This window comes from Aeromonas sp. 11P, from assembly GCF_051920165.1.
Lineage (GTDB): Bacteria > Pseudomonadota > Gammaproteobacteria > Enterobacterales > Aeromonadaceae > Aeromonas > Aeromonas veronii.
This window is the reverse complement of record NZ_JBQBDJ010000004.1, coordinates 298,736-315,409: the sequence shown is the minus strand read 5'-3', so window position 1 is coordinate 315,409 and position 16,674 is coordinate 298,736. Positions and strand designations below refer to the sequence as shown.

Sequence of the window (16,674 nt, the reverse complement as noted above, 5' to 3'; positions counted from 1 at the left end):
CTCCCCAGGGAGAGGGAACCGGTTTGTGGATGCTGGCAATAAGTTCGAAGTACGCGCACTGCGAGCATAACAACCAGCTTGTGCCCCCAAGCTTGGGGAGAGTCACCGTCTGCTCCCTTCTCCCCTTGCGGGAGAAGGGCTGGGGATGAGGGGGAAGCCAATCTTCAGGCCACGCTGCGGGCCATCGTCCCCTGCTCAGTAGGCGCCTCACCAAAACGCAGCACCCGATGGCAGATCTGGCTCAGCAGCGCCTGCTGGTGACTGAATATCACCATGCCAAGCCCGCGCAGCTCGCATTCAACCATCAACTCCCGCCAGAGTTGGCACTGAATTTGCGGATCCAGCTGGGCGGTCACCTCGTCGGCAATCAGCAACCGGGTGCGGGGATCGAGGGCGCGCAGCAACGCGATGCGGGCCAGCTCGCCACCGGATAGCTGACCGGGTTTACGACCGAGCCACTCAGGCTTGACCATAAAGCGGGCCAGCATGGCGTCATCGGGGCGCCATACATCCCAGAGCGCCTGCCCTGTGGTGCGATAGGGATTGAAGGTGAGCTCCGGGTGCTGGGGCACCAGCTGGATGGGGTTATAACCCTTCACCTGTTCGGCCACCGGCTGCCCATCCAGCAGGATCTGCCCGCCGACCCCAACCGGTTGCCAACTCGCCAATACCCGCCCCAGCGTGGTCTTGCCATAACCGCTCGGGGCGGAGATGCCGAGCCGCTCCCCCGCTTTCACCGTCAGCGATAGTCCCTGCCAGAGGGGGCGCTCCCCCTGGGCGATGGTGAGATCTCGTACTTCCAACATCAGGAAACCTCCGGCACAGAGAAGAGCGCGTTGAATTCCGGCAGCGCCTGCCAGTGGGCACGGAGCATCTCGCTCCCCTGCCCCTGGCGCAGATGGTGGCAGCTCAAGGTATCGCTCACCTGTCCCTGATGCAGCGCCACGATACGATCGGCAAAACGGGCCGCCAGCGCCAGATCGTGGGTCACCCAGAGGATGCCGCTACCCTGATTGGCCAATTCACGCAACTGGCCGAGCAGCAGACAGGCCAGCTCCTCGTCGAGCCAGGCGGTGATCTCGTCTGCCAGAATGTAGCGGGCACAGCCGAGCGCCGCGGTGCAGGCCAGAATACGCTTGGCCATGCCGCCGGAGAGCTGGCGCGGATAGCGATCCAGGGTGGCAGCAGGCAACTGGTAGCGCAGCAGTTGCTCGCCGAGCCGCTCGCGAGAACCGCTCTGGCCGCAGAGACGTGCCGCACGCCCCAGCTGGCGCTCCACCGTCAGCAGCGGATTGAGGGCGCTTACCCCCTGCGGCACATAGCAGAGGGTGTGGCCGCGCAGGCTGGCCCGGCTGGCATCGCACAGAGGTGTGCCATCGAGGGAGATGGTGCCGCGCATCCTCAGGTTGTCCGGCAGCAGGGTCAGGGCGCTTTGCAGCAGCAGGCTCTTGCCCTCGCCGCTCCCCCCACCAGCGCCACGATTTCCCCCGGCGCCAGTTGCAGGCTGATATCGGTCAGCAAAGGCTGCCAGCTGCGCCGCCCCAGCCAGGAGTAGTGGGCTGCCTCTATGGTCACATGGTCAAAACTCAGCATGGTTCACTCCTGTGCCACAACAGCTGTTGCAAGGCGCGGGTAGCCTGATCAAACAGCAGAACCAGCAGCAGCAACATCAGCCCCGGGAAGAGGGCCAGCCACCAACCGCCACCGGCCAGATAACGCAGGGCATCGGCCAGCAGCAGACCCAGCGAGGCCTCGTGGGCCGCCAGACCAAAGCCGAGAAAGCTCAAGGCCGCGCTGTGCAGTACCGCATGGGGAAACATCAGCAGGGTGCCGATAAACCACTGGGGCAACAGCCCCGGTAGCAGGTGGGTGCGCCAGCGACGCAGCGCCCCCATCCCCTGACAGCGGGCCAGCACCACATAGTCGCTGCAGGCGATCCGCCGCGCTTCTGCGCAGAGAATGAGCGCCAGCTTGGGCCAGTGGGTGAGCGCCACCGCCAGGATCACCCCGCGCATGCCGCCCCCCACGGTAAAGCAGATAAGGATCAACAGCAGCATATGGGGCAGCGCCAGCATGGCGTCGATCACCATTCGTACCGCCGCATCACATCTGGGGTGAATGAGCGACACGCTTGCCGCCACCATGGCCAGCAGGCCACTGCAGAGCGCCGTGCTGATGCCGAGCTCCAGACTGGTGAGGGTACCCTGAAAGGCGCGCAACCAGAGATCCCGCCCCATCTGATCGGTGCCGAACCAGTGGGTCAGCGAGGGGGCTTGCTGGCGCGCCAGCAGATCCATCGGCACATCCTGATGAGAGAGGCTCCAGCCATAGGCGGCCAGCAGCGCCAATCCGAGCAGGGCAAAAACCAACCGCAGTATGGAGGGAAGCGGGTTAAACAGCATGCTCGCCCTCCCAGCCCCGATTGATGCGGGCCAGCAGCAAACTGGCCACCGTATTGCCAATAAAGACCAGCAGGGTGCAGAAGAGCACGATTCCCATCAGCAGGGGGATATCGCCCCTGAGCCCCGCATCCACGGTGGCCTGGCCGAGCCCCGGATAGGAGAAGACTTTCTCTGCCAGCAGCGATCCGCCAATCAGCTCACCGAGGGAGGCAAACTGCAGGCAAAGCGCCGGGGTCAGGGCGTGGCGCAGCACATGAAAACGCAGCATGGGCCAGCCGCCATCCCCCTGGGCGCGGGCGTAACGGATAAAGTCGCTCTCCAGCACCTCGGCCACCCGCCCCCGGGTATGCAGGGCAATGTTGCCCACCCCGAGCAGCGCCAGGGTGGTCACCGGCAGCAGCAGATGACGCAATCGCAATGCCCAGTCAGCCTCATCGGCAGAGAGGCCCGGCGTCCAGGCACAGCAGACAGGGAGCAACGGCCAGTGCACCGCAAACAGCGCCAGCAGCAAGAGGCCGACCCAGAAGGTGGGCAGGGAGGCGAGCAGGTAGGCAAAACGGCAAATCAGGCGATCGGGCCAGCGATTGAGATAGCGACCGGCGCAGAGGCCCAGCAAAATCCCGAAAAAACCGGATAGCAGCCATGCGCCCGCCAGCAGCAGGAAGGAGGCGGCAAAGCGCTGGCCTATGACTTCACCCACCGGTGCGTTGTAGAGCATGGAGTAACCGAGATCCCCCCGCAGCACCTGGGTAAACCAGTGCCAGTAGCGCAGCCAAAGCGGCTGATCCAGCCCCCAGCGGGCAGCTATGCGGGCGTACTGCTCCGGCGGCACATGGAGCAGGTCGTTGCCGATATAGGCCTTGATGGGGTCGATGGGGGAGTAACTCAGCAGCACAAAGGTGGCGACAGAGACCAGACATAACAGCCCTGCCAGACGCAGCAGGGCTTTTAGCAACAGATAACCTGAATGACTCAAGGGCGAACTTAACGGCACGTCCACCGCCAATCCTGCAGGTTGTTGAGCAGGGACCAGCTACCGTGGATTTCCGGCGCCCCCTTGCCAAGATCGATGCAACGGTTGGCGAGATAGGTGTGCTGCACGTTGAGCAGCCAGGCCCAGGCGGCATCCCCCTGTACCCCGGCGCCGGTTTTGCCATCCCACTCCACCTGCTGCCAGAACGGCACGGCCGCCTGCCAGTTGGGGGCATCCAGCGCCTGCTTGAGGTGGCCATCCACCACAGGGTTGCTGTAGTAGCCCGGATTGTAGAACTCCACGCCACCGGAGCCGCTCTGGTAGTGGTGATAGAGCTCCATGGGATCCAGACTTCCCCACCCCATCAGCACCGGATTGGCGTGCATCTCCCGCTCCACCTGCTCCCAGCTGCCGGACTTGAGGCTCACCTCAAGGCCGATGGGTTTGAGCATGGCGCGCACCGCTTCCGCCAGATCCCGGCGGGTGCTGTCACCGCTGGTGTACCAGAGGGTAAAGGCGGCGCGCAGGTCGCCCTTGCGGCGAATGCCGTCACTGCCCATCTTCCAACCCGCCTCGTCGAGCAGGGCGTTGGCGTGGGCCACATCCCCATCCTTGAAGGCGGTGGCTTTGTTTAGCCATGGCAGCCCTTCCACCGCGCTGTAAGCGGGGATGGCGTGTCCTTCCAGCAGCTGGTCGGCCAGCAGCTTGCGGTCGATGGCGTAGTTGATGGCGCGGCGCACCGCCACATCCGAGGTCACGTTGTTGCCGATGGGATAACCCTTGGCATCCTTGCCACCCGCAGGCGGAATAGGGAAGACGATGCCACGGTTCTCCACGCTCGACCGCACCCACAGCTTGAGGGAGGCAGGCACGGTGGGCGCCAGTGACGGGGCAATGCGCACCACATCGAGCTGGCTGCTCTGGGCCGCGGCGTAGGCGCTCTCTTCATCGATAAAGACAAACACCAGCCGCTTGAAGTCATTGTTGCCACCGGCGTAATAGGGGTTCGCCTCTACCACCAGCTGTTGACCGGGCAGGAAGCTCACCAACCGGTAAGGGCCGGCACCGACCGGCTTTTGGGCATACGCTTTTGCGTCGTAATCCTGCTTCGACACTATCCCCAAGGATCCCAGCACGTTGACGAAGGTGCTCTGGGGGGCACTCAGGGTGATGGCCACCTCGGTGGGCGAAAGCACCTTGGCCGAGACAAAGTTGCCCATGTCGATCTTGCCGCCGCCCTTGGCTGCGCTGTTGTAGGTAAAGGCCACATCCTCGGCGGTGAGCGGCGCGCCATTGGAGAATTTCAGGTCAGGTTTGAGGGTAATGAGCCATCCCTTGCCATCCTTGCTCGGGGTCACCGACTGGGTGAGCACATTCTGCCAGCTGAGATCGGCATTCTGTTTGAGCAGCGGGCTATGCAGCAGCAGGTAGCTGCCGTGGCTCCAGCCAAGCAGAGGGTCAAAGCCTTCGGTGGGTTCGGCTCCGATGGCGAGCTTGAGCTCGGCAGGCACAGGTTGGGCAGCGGCCAGCGCCGCGTGGGAGGCAGTGCCCAGCAGCAGAGTCAACAGGGCGGTAGCGCTGGATCTAGCGTAATGGCGAAGGTAATTGCGTGGAACAGTCATGGGGATCCTTCTTGTTTTGTACCACTCACGGATCATCACTCAAAAAAGAGGTGGAATGCGTGATTTAACATGGGAGTGAGGGGCCAAAATGGCCCCCTATTCTAAACTTGATTTCGCGTGAAACCTAGCGACTATGCCGGTTGACCGCGCCGGGCACCGAATAGCCGTCTGCGGCCCAGGTCCACACCGCCAGCCCCTTGCTGCACCGGCAAGGAGAGCAGCATCTTGAGGGTGCTGCTCACCAGCGCCCGCCCCGCCCCGGCCCCGAGATGGGGATCGAGCGGCGACATCAGGGAGCAGGCCAGCAACTGACCACTTTCGGGCAATTCACCCACCATAAAGGTCATGTTGCCGCAGGGGAGCTGCAGAGCGATTCGCTCACTGCTGCTGCGAACCGGCCAAAGCTGATCCGGCCCCGGCAGCACCACCACGCTCAACATCCAGGGGGTGAGCACACAGCCGAGCCACTGACCTTCAAACAACGTGCACTCGGCCACAATGGGCATGGTGGCGTGATAGAAGGGCAGCGCCTGCATCTCTTCGCGAGCGATCCGCTCGTACTGGGCTACCATCAGAGGTGCAGGATCGCTTGCAAAACCGGCAAATTCCTGCGCCGTCTCCGGTACTCTCTCCAGCACTCTCTCAACCTCGCTTAAATGGGACTGCGCCATAGGCCCTCCCGTGCTTGTTCAGCTTTCTCCTGCTCAGAGAGCGCAATCGCGGGCGCACCAACGGCTGCCAGCAGGGTCAAAATCCGATCCGTCGCCTCCCCCATGGCAGCAGCCACCACGGGGGTGAGGCCGATGCGGGGCTCGAGGGATTCGGGCTCGACCCCGATCAGGGTGAGCCGCTTGGGCGACTCCCCCGTCATGTGCAGTGCCGAGAGCACATCCGCCAGTCCCAGCTGGTGCGGGGAGATCTTGCGGCCAAACAGGGTCGGGATCTCCTCATCTTTCAGAGTCACTACGGTGCCCGGCGGATTACCGCTGCGCACCGCATCCACCAGAATGATGTGGTCGCGACTGGCCATCGCTTCGAGCAATTCCATGCCGGCGGTACCGCCATCGAGCAGCTCGATGCCGGGGGCGAAACGGTAGTTGCGCCCCAGCGCCTCGACGATGCGAACCCCCACCGCCTCATCGCTCAAGAGCAGGTTGCCGACGCCCAGGATCAGGATGTTCATCACAACACCTTCACCTGAGTCGTTTCGCCATTTTGGGTATCCACCACGTGCACCGCGCAGGACATGCAGGGGTCGAACGAGTGGATGGTGCGCACCACCTCCAGCGGTTTGGCGGGGTCCGCCACCGGGGTGCCCACCAGAGATTGCTCGTAGGGGCCGGGCTCATCATTGAAGTTGCGCGGGCCCGAGTTCCAGGTCGACGGCACCACCGCCTGATAGTTCTCGATCTTGCCACCCTTGATGACGATCCAGTGGGAAAGCATGCCGCGCGGCGCCTCTTCAAAGCCCACCCCGCGAAACTCCTTGTCCGCCGGGATCTCGGCCTTGATATAGGCGGTGGTATCCCCCTTGCCGATGTTGTCCACCAGCGCCTTCCACTGGTGCGCCAGGGTATCTTTGAGCACACAGCAGCGCACCGCGCGACCGATGATGCGACCCATGGTGGAGTGCAGCTGTTCAGTCTTGATGGCCGAGCCGGTGAGCGCCTTGTAGATGCCGTTCAACTGATCGAAATGCGCTACCGTCTCCGGATGTTTGGCGGCCAGCTTCACCAGCAAGTCTGCGAGCGGCCCCACCTCCACCACCTTGCCGTAGAAGGTGGGGGATTTGACCCAGGAGTATTTGCCATCATCCTGCCAGCCGGTGTAGTTAGGCTCGGTTTTGCCCTCCCACGGCTTGAGCGGCTCGTCATCCTTGTACCAGGCGTGCTTGTTGCTCTCCGCAATACCGTCCATCAGCCAGCCATCCTGATGGCTCTCGATGGGGCGATAACCCGCCAGATTGCCATTCTCGATATAGCCGCCCGGCATCAGGAAGCTGCCACCGTTGGCGTCGGTGGGGAGCTCCGGCACGCTCAGGTAGTGCTTGGCACCCTGCCCCAGGTTCAGCCACTCGGGGTAGTGTGCGGCGATGATGGCGGCATCCACCTTGTAGACCTGCTCGATAAACTCGCCGAGCCGGTCGATAAAGCTCTTCACATAGAGCAGCCGCTCCAGGTTGAGCACGCTAGGCGCATCCAGATTGATGGGGTTGGCCACGCCGCCCACCGCCAGATTCTGGATGTGCGGGCTCTTGCCACCGAGGATGGCGACAATGCGGTTGGCATCGCGCTGGCACTCCAGTGCCTGCAGGTAGTGGGCCACGGCGATGAGGTTTACCTCCGGGCTCAGCTTCATCTCCTTGTGACCCCAGTAACCGTTGGCAAAGATGCCGAGCTGGCCGCTCGCCACCAGGGCGCGGATCTTGTCCTGCACCTTGGTCAACTCGTCGGCGCTGTTGAGGGACCAGGTAGAGACCCCCCTGAGCATGTCCGCCGCTTTTTGCGGATTGGCCTCAAGGGCCGCGGTGATGTCCACCCAGTCCAGCGCGGAGAGCTGATAGAAGTGGACGATGTGATCGTGGATGTTGTGGGCCGCGATGATGAGGTTGCGGATAAACTGGGCGTTGACCGGCACCTTGGCGCCGATGGCGTTCTCCACCGCCCGCACCGAGGCGATGGCGTGAATGGATGTACATACCCCGCAGATGCGCTGCACTATCATCCAGGCATCGCGCGGGTCGTTGCCCTTGACGATCTCCTCCATCCCGCGCCACATGGTGCCGGACGACCAGGCTTTGGTCACTTTTCCGCCTTCGATTTCGCAGTCGATACGCAGGTGCCCCTCAATGCGGGTGATGGGGTCTATGGTGATACGTTGGCTCATACGTTGGCTTTCCCTCGGGCCTGATAATCTTGGTGAACACGTTCAAGTGATGGCAGTACCGGCAGCAGCCGGATCAACAGCAAATAGGCACACACCTCGATGGCAACAAAGCCCAGGGAGATCAGCACCTCCTCCGCGGAGGGGAAGTAGTGGTAGCCATTGCCGGGGTTGAAGGCGAGCAAGGAGTAATCCAGCCGCCAGAGGGCTGCGCCCAGCAGCATGCTGAGGGCCCCCAGGAACAACATGCGCGAATCCCGGCGGCTCTTGTCCCAGTGGAACACCAGCAGCGGGAAGATCATCAGCGCAATCTCGCTCCAGAACATGATGGAGAAGCGATTGAACTCGGAGAGATACTCCGACTTGTCGTGGATGACGATCTCGGCAAAGCGCAGCGCCACAAACAGGATCAGGAAGATATCGATCACCTGGGTCAGCTTGTAGAAGAGCGACTTCTCGTTGGGGCCACGTCCCGCCAATCCGGCCTGCACCAAAGAGCCCTCAAATACCACGATGGAAAAACCCATGATGAAAGCGGTCAGCAGCGAAAAGACCGGCAGCAGCTCGTAGCTTTGCCAGAGCGGATGGATCTTCTCCCCCGCCACTATCATCAACGAGCCCATGGAGGATTGGTGCATGGTAGGCAGCAGAGCCCCCAGCGCCAGCACGAAGAACATGATCTTGTTGAGGCGAATGAGTGACGCCTTCCAGCCGAACTTCTCCAGCAGCACGGGCGCGAACTCCAGCGCCATCACCCCGATATAGATGGTCATGCAGACCGCCGTCTCGAACAGCACCGAGGAGGTGTTGAAGTGACCGGGCAGGTAGAAGTACGGCAGGTTCCAGTAACGCCCCACGTCGATGGTAATGGAGAGGCCACCGAGCGAGTAGCCAAACAGGCTCGCCAACAGGGCCGGTCGCACCAGCGGGTGATACTCGCCCCGGTTGAACACATAGACAGCCCAGGCCAGCGCCCAGCCACCACAGGCGAAACCGGTACCAATCAAGAGATCGAACGAGATCCAGAGTCCCCAGGGATAACCGCCATTCAGATCGGTGACCGAGCCCAGCCCGAAGACGAGGCGTTTCAAGATCAACATGCCGCACAGCACGGCAAAGGGGGCCAGCACCAGCACAGGCCAGCTGACCAGCTTGCCGCCGAGCGGATACGCCTTGTGATTACTCATGATCCTTGCCTCCCTTTGTGGTGCCCTGATCCTTGATCTGCGCACTCCCCTGATCATGACCATCGTCATGATGGTGATCGTGACCATTCTTGGTGTTGCGGCGAATGAGCACCGAGAGACCAGTCAGCACCACCATGGGCAGCACCATCCCCTTGTAGAGGGTGTGCTGGATATGCTCGGAGCGGGCACCGGAGGAGAGCTCCGGCAGATCGGGCATGTCGAGCTTGGTATAGGGCACCCCGGCCAGCACCAGCACCTGGGTGCCGCCCCCCTCCTTCTCGCCATAGACGTAAGGCTGGTAGTTGGGCACTTCGTGCAGGTAAGGGTCGTTGGCAGAGAGGGTCTGGCGCGGATAGGCATATTCGCTGCCCGGAGTCGCCAGCAGACGACGCTTGGCCTCGGCCATCAGCTCCTCGCGGGTGCCGAAGATCACGGCGCCGGTGGGGCACACCTCGACACACCCAGGCAACTTGCCCTGATCGATCCGCTCAAGCCCCTGCTGGTTGCAGAGCTCGCACTTGTGGATCGCCCCCAGCGGGTTGTCATAGTCATATTTGGGCACATCGAACGGGCAGCCCACCATGCAGTAGCGACAGCCGGTGCAGACGCTCGGGTCGTAGTGAACGATGCCGGTCTTGGGATCTTTTTTAAGAGCCTGCACCGGGCAGACCGAGACGCAGTTGGGATCGACGCAGTGCATGCACTGCTTCTTGATGTAGGCATAGCCATCCACCAGCTGATCCTTGTGCTCGCCAGTGCCGCTCTTCCACACCTGAATGATGTTGTTGGTGTAGGGGGTCAGCTTGTCGTTGTTGGACCAGGTTTGCGCCCCGGCTGGATTGGCCGGATTGCCGTTGAGGCGCTGACACTCCGCCACACAGGCCTGACAGCCGACGCAGAGGGTGGAGTCGTAGAGCATGCCGAGCGCCCCGGGAATGGGCGGCTTGTTCTTGGCCGCTGCCAGTGCGCTGCCGGGTACGGCTGTGCCCGCCGCCAGTGCACTGGCAGAGGCAAATTTGAGGAAGTTGCGTCTGTTCACGGTTACTCCTCCCGTGATGGGTGCTGCCCAGCTTCGTGGCGCTTCTGCTGGCGACCGAGTTCACGCACCGTCATCAGACTCACCCCCACCAGCACCCCGAGGGCGCCACCGATAAGGCCGGTCGCGGTGGGCGAGGTATAGCCCCCCTCCTGAATTTTCACATCGGGTTTATCCACTCGCGGGGTCGGGTTCTCGACCTTGGCGAGCTGGAAGATCCCCTTGCTGAAACCCACCCCCTGCTCGTTGCAGCCATAACAAGGGTGACCGATGCCAACCGGCCAGATGCCGCCGCCCACATCGCAGAACTCCAGAGTCGAGCAGTTGCCGTAGGTCTCCGGTCCTTTACAGCCCAGATGGTAGAGACACCAGCCTTGACGGTGGCCCTCATCACCAAACTCCTTGGCAAAACGCCCTGCGTCAAAGTGCGGACGGCGCTCGCAGTTCTCGTGGATCAGGCGCTCATAGGCAAACAGCGGACGCTTCTTGCTATCCAGCGCCGGCAGCTTGCCGTAGGTGATGTAGTAGGCAACCGTGGTGAGGAAGTTGTGGGGATTGGGCGGGCAACCCGGGATATTGATGATCGGGGTGCCGATATTGCCGAGCGCTTCTTCAAGGCTGACGGCGCCGGTCGGGTTGCCGCCGCTGGCAGGCACACCGCCCCAGGCAGCACAGGAGCCGATGGCGATCACCGCAGCCGCATCGGCGGCAGCACGGCGAATATGGTCGACGATGGGCTCACCGGCCACCATGCAGTAGACGCCACCATCTTTGAGCGGAATGGAGCCATCCACCACCAGCACATACTTGCCTTTATAGCGCTTGATGGCGTTGTGCTTGTTCTCTTCCGCCTGATGACCAAAGGCCGCCGAGAGTACCTCGTGGTACTCCAGCGAAATGGTATTGAGGATCAGGTTCTCGATGGTGGGGTGAGTGGCGCGCAGCAGCGATTCGGTACAACCGGTACACTCCTGCGCCCCAATCCAGATCACCGGCGGCCGTTCGGGGCTGGTGAGCGCAGTGGCCATCTTGGCCACGGCATGCTGACTTAATCCCAGGGTTGCGGCCATCCCGGCACACAATTTCATAAAATCACGGCGATTAATCCCATGAGCCGATAAAAAATTATCCTCGACCATTCTACTTATTCCCGTAGTGAGCACTTGTTTGATAAATGCTTAATAGCGGAAATGCTAAGGACTCACCCACCCTGCAGTATTGATCTCTATCAATTTCGACCGGCTTACCCCTATTTTCATCGCGAGCCACATCACAAATGAAATCAATTACCCCCAAAGAGATATTTTGCAGCCCCGTAAATTTTATGAACTTAATTGGACATTAAATAATTAATCACCACATATCCTCTCTTTCACTGCGAGCCAAATTAACATGACTGAAATCTCGGCTATGCCGTTCTTTTAACAATACTGATGCCCACCAATAAATGATCCATTGAATATATCTTTACTCACCTCATTGCATATTTCATGCAGTCATCCACGGGACAACCACCTGACTTGCCTCCCCACACCAGAACGGCCTAACGGCCAGCTGCCACCGGTAGCAAGCACAGCCTGCACGGCACGGCACGGCACGGCACGGCACGGCACGGCACGGCACGATATCCCTGCATGTCGCTTGGTGTCTGCTTGCATCTTACCTGCGCTGCAGGGCGATGATTGCTCCTGCTAGCCTACATAGTACAACCCCGCTTGGCCTCCCTGACGTTTAACACAGCTTAATAAAAAGATGCCGCCGAGATATGCAGAATCACTATGACCTCCTCCACTCTTTATTGACTTGCATACTGATGAGTAAAATATCACGCGCGCGGATATGTTTACGCATCAACATGAATCTGCATTCAAATTAATGGTGAGAGAAAAAGTGAGGATGTCAGCTGTCTGCAACATAGTGGTCATATTTAACTCGCGATACATTCGTTCATCCGGTTACAGATGTTACCGCCCATATTTACACTATTTACCTTTACGTCACCCAGCGTAATTAACCCGAACGTAAATATCTACCATACCGATAGAGATGATAATTATTCTTGTTCAGTGACAACCAAAATAAATTAGTAGAATGACGATGAACATGACAATCGATAAGGGTGTTAACCATCACCCAAGCAGTGGCTCCAGCAACTGCAGCGCCTGATCGAACTCGAACTCGTTGACCGCCCGGCTCACCTCTTGAAATGCAGCACGCAGCGGCAATGCACTGCCAGCCAGATCAGCCTCAATCTGCTGACAAAGCGCTAACGCCTGGGCATCGCTCTGTGCCAGCAAGGCCCTCAACTGTTGGAGTTGCGCCGCCATCATCCCGGCATCAATGCCCCGGGAAGCGCCCATCGTCACAGGGGACGCTGCCAGCGCGGCTTCCAGCCCAGACAGCAGGGGCGTCAATTCTGCCATCAGGGATGGCAAGCGGGTTGCGACCCCTGCATCATCCCCCTTTTCACAGGCTTGCTCGAGCAGCGCCGCCTGCTCCGCCACACCAGTCGCCCCTATGGTGCTGGCACTACCCTTGAGGGTGTGAGCCAGACGCCGGGCCGTGACTTTGTCATCCGACACCCACACCGAGTGGAAACTGGCTTCAAACCCCTGCTGCCCGTTACAGAAGCGCTGCAACATATTGCGGTAGAGCGCACTGTCGCCCCCCATCACGGCCATGCCCCGCTGCACGTCAAGGCCGGGCACGCCTTGCCAAGGGGTCGCATCGTCAGTCACCTGCAACTTGCTGGCGGCAGCTAGCGGTCTGGCGGGTGTGATCCAGTGCGAGAGGGTCGCCAGCAACAGCGGCATATTCAAGGGTTTGGCGATGTGGTCATTCATGCCTGCCGCCAGCGCCTTCTCTTTATCCCCGGCCATGGTGCTGGCGGTCATGGCGATAATGGGGATCCGGGCCAGCGCCGGATCGGCGCGGACCAACCGGGTCGCGGTGTACCCGTCCATCACCGGCATCTGGCAATCCATCAGGATGCCGTCAAACCCGCGATCTTGCGCCAGCAGGGCGAGCGCCTGTGCCCCATCGCAAGCACAGACCAGGGAGATCTGCTGCTTGCCCAACAGGGCCAACGCAACTTCCCGGTTCATGTCGTTATCATCCACCAGCAGCAGACGAGCCCCCGCCAGCCCATGAGCAGGCAACGCAACCTGATGATGGGGGCTTGCATCCGATAACGCCTCCCATCCCACGGCATCGCCCGCTAGCGCCTGACGCAGTGTTTGCGGAGTAAAGGGATGGGCAAGCACATCACACGGCGCCAACCCCAGCGCAGCAACATGGCTGGCAAGCGGTGCGGGCTCGCCCGAGGTGATCAGCAAGATCGCAGGCGGCGCTGCCAGCGTGCCAACCTCCTGCAGCACCTCTGGCAACCAGCTATCTCCATCCTGCCAGCCCAGCATCACTCGTTCACAGGGTTTGCCCGCCGCGATGCCTTGATGCAGCAGTGCCAGCACTGCGGCGGGAGCGTCCGCACAGACAAGCTCAACGGGCAGCGCCGCCAGCTGGTGGAGAATGGCCGCTCGCGAAGCAGGGCGCGGCTCCAGCAACAGCAGACGCTGCGGCGCCACACGTTGATCTTCATGACCCTGATCCGCCAGAGTGGCGAGACAGATACGGAAGTGAAACTCGCTGCCCTGCCCCGGGGCGCTCTCCACCCGGATCTCCCCGTCCATCAGTTGCACCAGATTGTGCGTGATGGCCAAACCAAGACCGGTGCCACCATATTTGCGGGTGGTCGAGCTGTCAGCCTGCTCAAAGGAGTGAAAGAGACGCTGGCACTGCTCGGCTGTCATGCCTATACCGCTATCCTGAACACTGCCCTGCAGCCAGATCTTGCCATCTCGCTCGTTACTGCGTGCCAGCCGGACAATCACCTCTCCCTGCTCGGTAAACTTGATGGCATTGCTGGTCAGGTTGAGCAGGATCTGACCAAGTCGCAGGGGATCGCCGCGTAAACGGTCAGGCAGATCACCGGCCAGATCGAACAGCAGCGCCAACCCCTTTTCCCGCGCCCGAAACGCAGTCAGATCCGCCAGCCACTCGAACACCTCGTTGAGCCGGAAATCCACCTGTTCCAGTTGCAGCTTGCCCGCCTCCATCTTGGAGAAGTCGAGGATGTCGTTGAGGATCCCGAGCAGGTTGTTCGCCGCTCTGTCTATCTTGCTCACATAGTTGTGCTGCTCGGGGGAGAGACTGGTTTGCAGCGCCAGATGGGCCATGCCGATGATCGCATTCATCGGCGTGCGGATCTCATGGCTCATGTTGGCCAAAAATTCGCTCTTGGTTCGGGTGGCATCTTCGGCGATCTGTCGGGCTTCGAGCATGGCGGCCTCCGCCTGCTTGCGGTCGCTGAAATCGAAGATGATCCCGTCCAGATAGACGGCCTTGCCCTGGGCATCATAGGTAGCGAGCCCGATGGAGTAGACCCAGCGGATCTGACCCCAGCGATCGAAGATGCGGTACTCGTTGATATATTGCCGATGTTCGGCAATGGCCTCGATGGTGTTGCGGTTGCTCAGTTCGAGGTCGTCGGGATGGATCAAGTCACCAAAATCGCGGCTGTTGCCCACGCCGACAAAATCGCTGGCGGGATAGCCGGTCAATTTTTCCGCCTCGTCGCTGACGAACAACATGGTCCAGGGGTGATGGGGCAGACAGCGATAGACCATACCCGGTACGTTGCGCACCATGGACTGGATCCGCTGCTCGCTCTCGTGCAGCCGCTGGCGATCTGCCGCTATCCGGTCATGGGCCTCCCGCATGGCCTGCTCGGCGGCACGGATCGGGGTGATGTCGACCAGGCTGCCGACCGCACCGCTTCGCTCGCTCTCGGCAAGCTCGATCCCCGAGAGAAAATAGAGCATGTCCAGAGGACGGCCATCCGGTGAGAGCAGACGCACCTCATGCTGCGTTCTGGCCTGACTGCCCGCCACCCTCTGCAAGGTGTTGCCCTCATCCACCGCATCCAGTCCGGCCAGTTGCGGCAACTCCGCCAGCCGCTTGCCCTCGATCGGGCGGGCACCACCAAATGCGCTGGTAAAGGCGCGATTCACCCCCAGCAGGCGACCCTGATTGTCGGTATAGAAGAGAGGATGTGGCAGGGTATCGATCAACGCCTGCTGAAAGGCAAACTGCTCGTTGCGCTCGCGAATGCTGCGACGACGCAACATTCGCCCCTGCCAGAGCAGGGCCGAGATCAGACAGATCAACAGGGCTGTGCCGAACAAGGCCACTCGCCGCCATCCTGACACGACCTGATCCACATTGCCTAACAGCAGCAGCGTCCACTGCCCTTTGGCATCGTTCCACTCGAGAGGCATGCGACTCACCAGATAGCTATCGTTCCCAATCCTGACCTCACTGTCATCGAGTGCAGGCAGGATCACCGGTTGGCGATCCGGAGCAAAGTAGTGTCCATAGAGGCGAGAGGCAAAGAGCTGCTGTTGCCTGACGGCAGAGTTCGCTCCTACCACCGCCATTTGCCAGTCGCTCTTGTTGCTGGCCATCACCACCCCGTCGGGCGAGACCAGCAAACCGATGGTATCGCCCCACCCGGCCAGAAAGGTATCGAGCAGCGCCATCTCGTAGCGCGCTACCACCACCCCGGTAATGTCGCTTCCTTGCGCCCGATCGTGAGAGACTGGTGCCGCCACATAGATCATCCGCTTGCCGGTATTGAGGCTAACCCCGGCATCTACTGTTTCCAGCCCCTTGAGCCCTTGCCTGAAGTAGGAGCGAAACGACACATCCTGCCCGACGACATGGCGGCCAAGCGCATCCCAATCACGGACAATCACCCCTGCTTTATTGGTAACAAAGGCATGATTGGCCTTCACCCCCTGCGCCAGCACCTGCAGTGCTTCGCTCGGGCTCAGATCCCCCCGCTCGAGCAGTGACGATTGCTGGATCTCGCGGTTTAGGCGGCCAGCCAGTTGCACCGCCCCCATCCCCTTGCTTGATAGGGTCAGTTGCTGCAAATTCTCGCCCTCGCGCTGAATGCGGGTATCCAGCGACTGGCGATACTCCTGCCGCTCCAGTTCCAGATAGAAGGCATCGACCAGTGTGGCAACCATCAGGGAGAGCAACAGCACGGCAGTAATGTGCCAAAGACGGGATTTCATGGTTGACAGCATGCTCCATCGTTCTGCCTGGCCATCATCAGCACCGCCTCACAGGAGAAGAAGGGCAATAAAGGCGCTCACCGAGCAGCGCATTCATCAACTTGTGGCAGCCACTCTTATCATCAACCAGCGGCACCATAGGATGAGCCGCGTTCGGGGCAAGATATTCCATATCTCGTGATTCTCCCTGCCAAGATGGAGGATGGCGACCCTTGCCAACCTTTCTCACACCATAACGGATCCCCCGACAGGCAGCCATGACAACCCGGTTGAAATGTGCGCACAACCCGACAGGAGCCAGCAACTCACAAGGGATAAACCGGATACAAGAAAAAAGTGGATATGGGGTAATGGCGGTTGTACACCATCAGAAGATGGGTCAGCACCAACGGTATGGTGATATCGGATTGCTCTCTTTATCACGTTGGGTGATG

Annotated in this window: 11 protein-coding genes and 1 pseudogene; all 12 read right to left on the bottom strand. The window is 60.8% G+C overall.

Annotation, left to right across the window (positions count from 1 at the left end; translation table 11 throughout):
* Nucleotides 1-164 precede the first annotated feature (164 nt).
* Entirely contained in the window at nucleotides 165-806 is a 642-nt protein-coding gene (locus ACTG1P_RS01695; RefSeq protein WP_440000305.1) for an ATP-binding cassette domain-containing protein, read from the bottom strand.
* Nucleotides 806-1,593 (bottom strand): annotated as a pseudogene (locus ACTG1P_RS01690) (ATP-binding cassette domain-containing protein). The gene ACTG1P_RS01695 and the pseudogene ACTG1P_RS01690 overlap by 1 nt, the downstream one beginning before the upstream one ends.
* Nucleotides 1,587-2,402, bottom strand: coding sequence for an ABC transporter permease (locus ACTG1P_RS01685; RefSeq protein ID WP_440000304.1), 816 nt, complete (start codon nucleotides 2,400-2,402; stop codon nucleotides 1,587-1,589). Before ACTG1P_RS01685 ends, ACTG1P_RS01690 begins: the two are co-directional and overlap by 7 nt.
* A complete protein-coding gene (locus ACTG1P_RS01680) occupies nucleotides 2,392-3,402 on the bottom strand; it encodes an ABC transporter permease (RefSeq protein ID WP_440000303.1) in 1,011 nt (336 codons plus the stop codon). Before ACTG1P_RS01680 ends, ACTG1P_RS01685 begins: the two co-directional genes overlap by 11 nt.
* The gene (locus ACTG1P_RS01675) at nucleotides 3,387-4,997 is read right to left on the bottom strand and encodes an ABC transporter substrate-binding protein (protein WP_440000302.1); all 1,611 of its coding nucleotides are present in this window, start codon (nucleotides 4,995-4,997) and stop codon (nucleotides 3,387-3,389) included. The genes ACTG1P_RS01680 and ACTG1P_RS01675 overlap by 16 nt, the downstream gene beginning before the upstream one ends.
* Before the next feature lie 131 nt (nucleotides 4,998-5,128).
* Nucleotides 5,129-5,668 (bottom strand): hydrogenase-2 assembly chaperone, encoded by a 540-nt coding sequence (gene hybE / locus ACTG1P_RS01670; protein WP_440000301.1) that lies wholly within the window; start codon nucleotides 5,666-5,668, stop codon nucleotides 5,129-5,131.
* Nucleotides 5,650-6,180 (bottom strand): HyaD/HybD family hydrogenase maturation endopeptidase, encoded by a 531-nt coding sequence (locus tag ACTG1P_RS01665; RefSeq protein ID WP_434471309.1) that lies wholly within the window; start codon nucleotides 6,178-6,180, stop codon nucleotides 5,650-5,652. Before ACTG1P_RS01665 ends, hybE begins: the two co-directional genes overlap by 19 nt.
* A complete protein-coding gene (gene hybC / locus ACTG1P_RS01660; RefSeq protein ID WP_440000300.1) occupies nucleotides 6,180-7,883 on the bottom strand; it encodes a hydrogenase 2 large subunit in 1,704 nt (567 codons plus the stop codon). Before hybC ends, ACTG1P_RS01665 begins: the two co-directional genes overlap by 1 nt.
* Nucleotides 7,880-9,067, bottom strand: coding sequence for a Ni/Fe-hydrogenase cytochrome b subunit (gene hybB, locus ACTG1P_RS01655; RefSeq protein WP_021230238.1), 1,188 nt, complete (start codon nucleotides 9,065-9,067; stop codon nucleotides 7,880-7,882). Before hybB ends, hybC begins: the two co-directional genes overlap by 4 nt.
* Nucleotides 9,060-10,106 (bottom strand): hydrogenase 2 operon protein HybA, encoded by a 1,047-nt coding sequence (gene hybA, locus ACTG1P_RS01650; RefSeq protein ID WP_440000299.1) that lies wholly within the window; start codon nucleotides 10,104-10,106, stop codon nucleotides 9,060-9,062. The genes hybB and hybA overlap by 8 nt, the downstream gene beginning before the upstream one ends.
* Nucleotides 10,107-10,108: 2 nt before the next feature.
* Nucleotides 10,109-11,242: a hydrogenase 2 small subunit gene (hybO, locus tag ACTG1P_RS01645; protein WP_005345182.1), complete on the bottom strand. Its 1,134-nt coding sequence runs from the start codon at nucleotides 11,240-11,242 to the stop codon at nucleotides 10,109-10,111.
* 990 nt (nucleotides 11,243-12,232) lie between these two features.
* Nucleotides 12,233-16,240, bottom strand: a complete 4,008-nt coding sequence (locus ACTG1P_RS01640; protein WP_440000298.1) for an ATP-binding protein — start codon at nucleotides 16,238-16,240, stop codon at nucleotides 12,233-12,235.
* Nucleotides 16,241-16,674 lie beyond the last annotated feature (434 nt).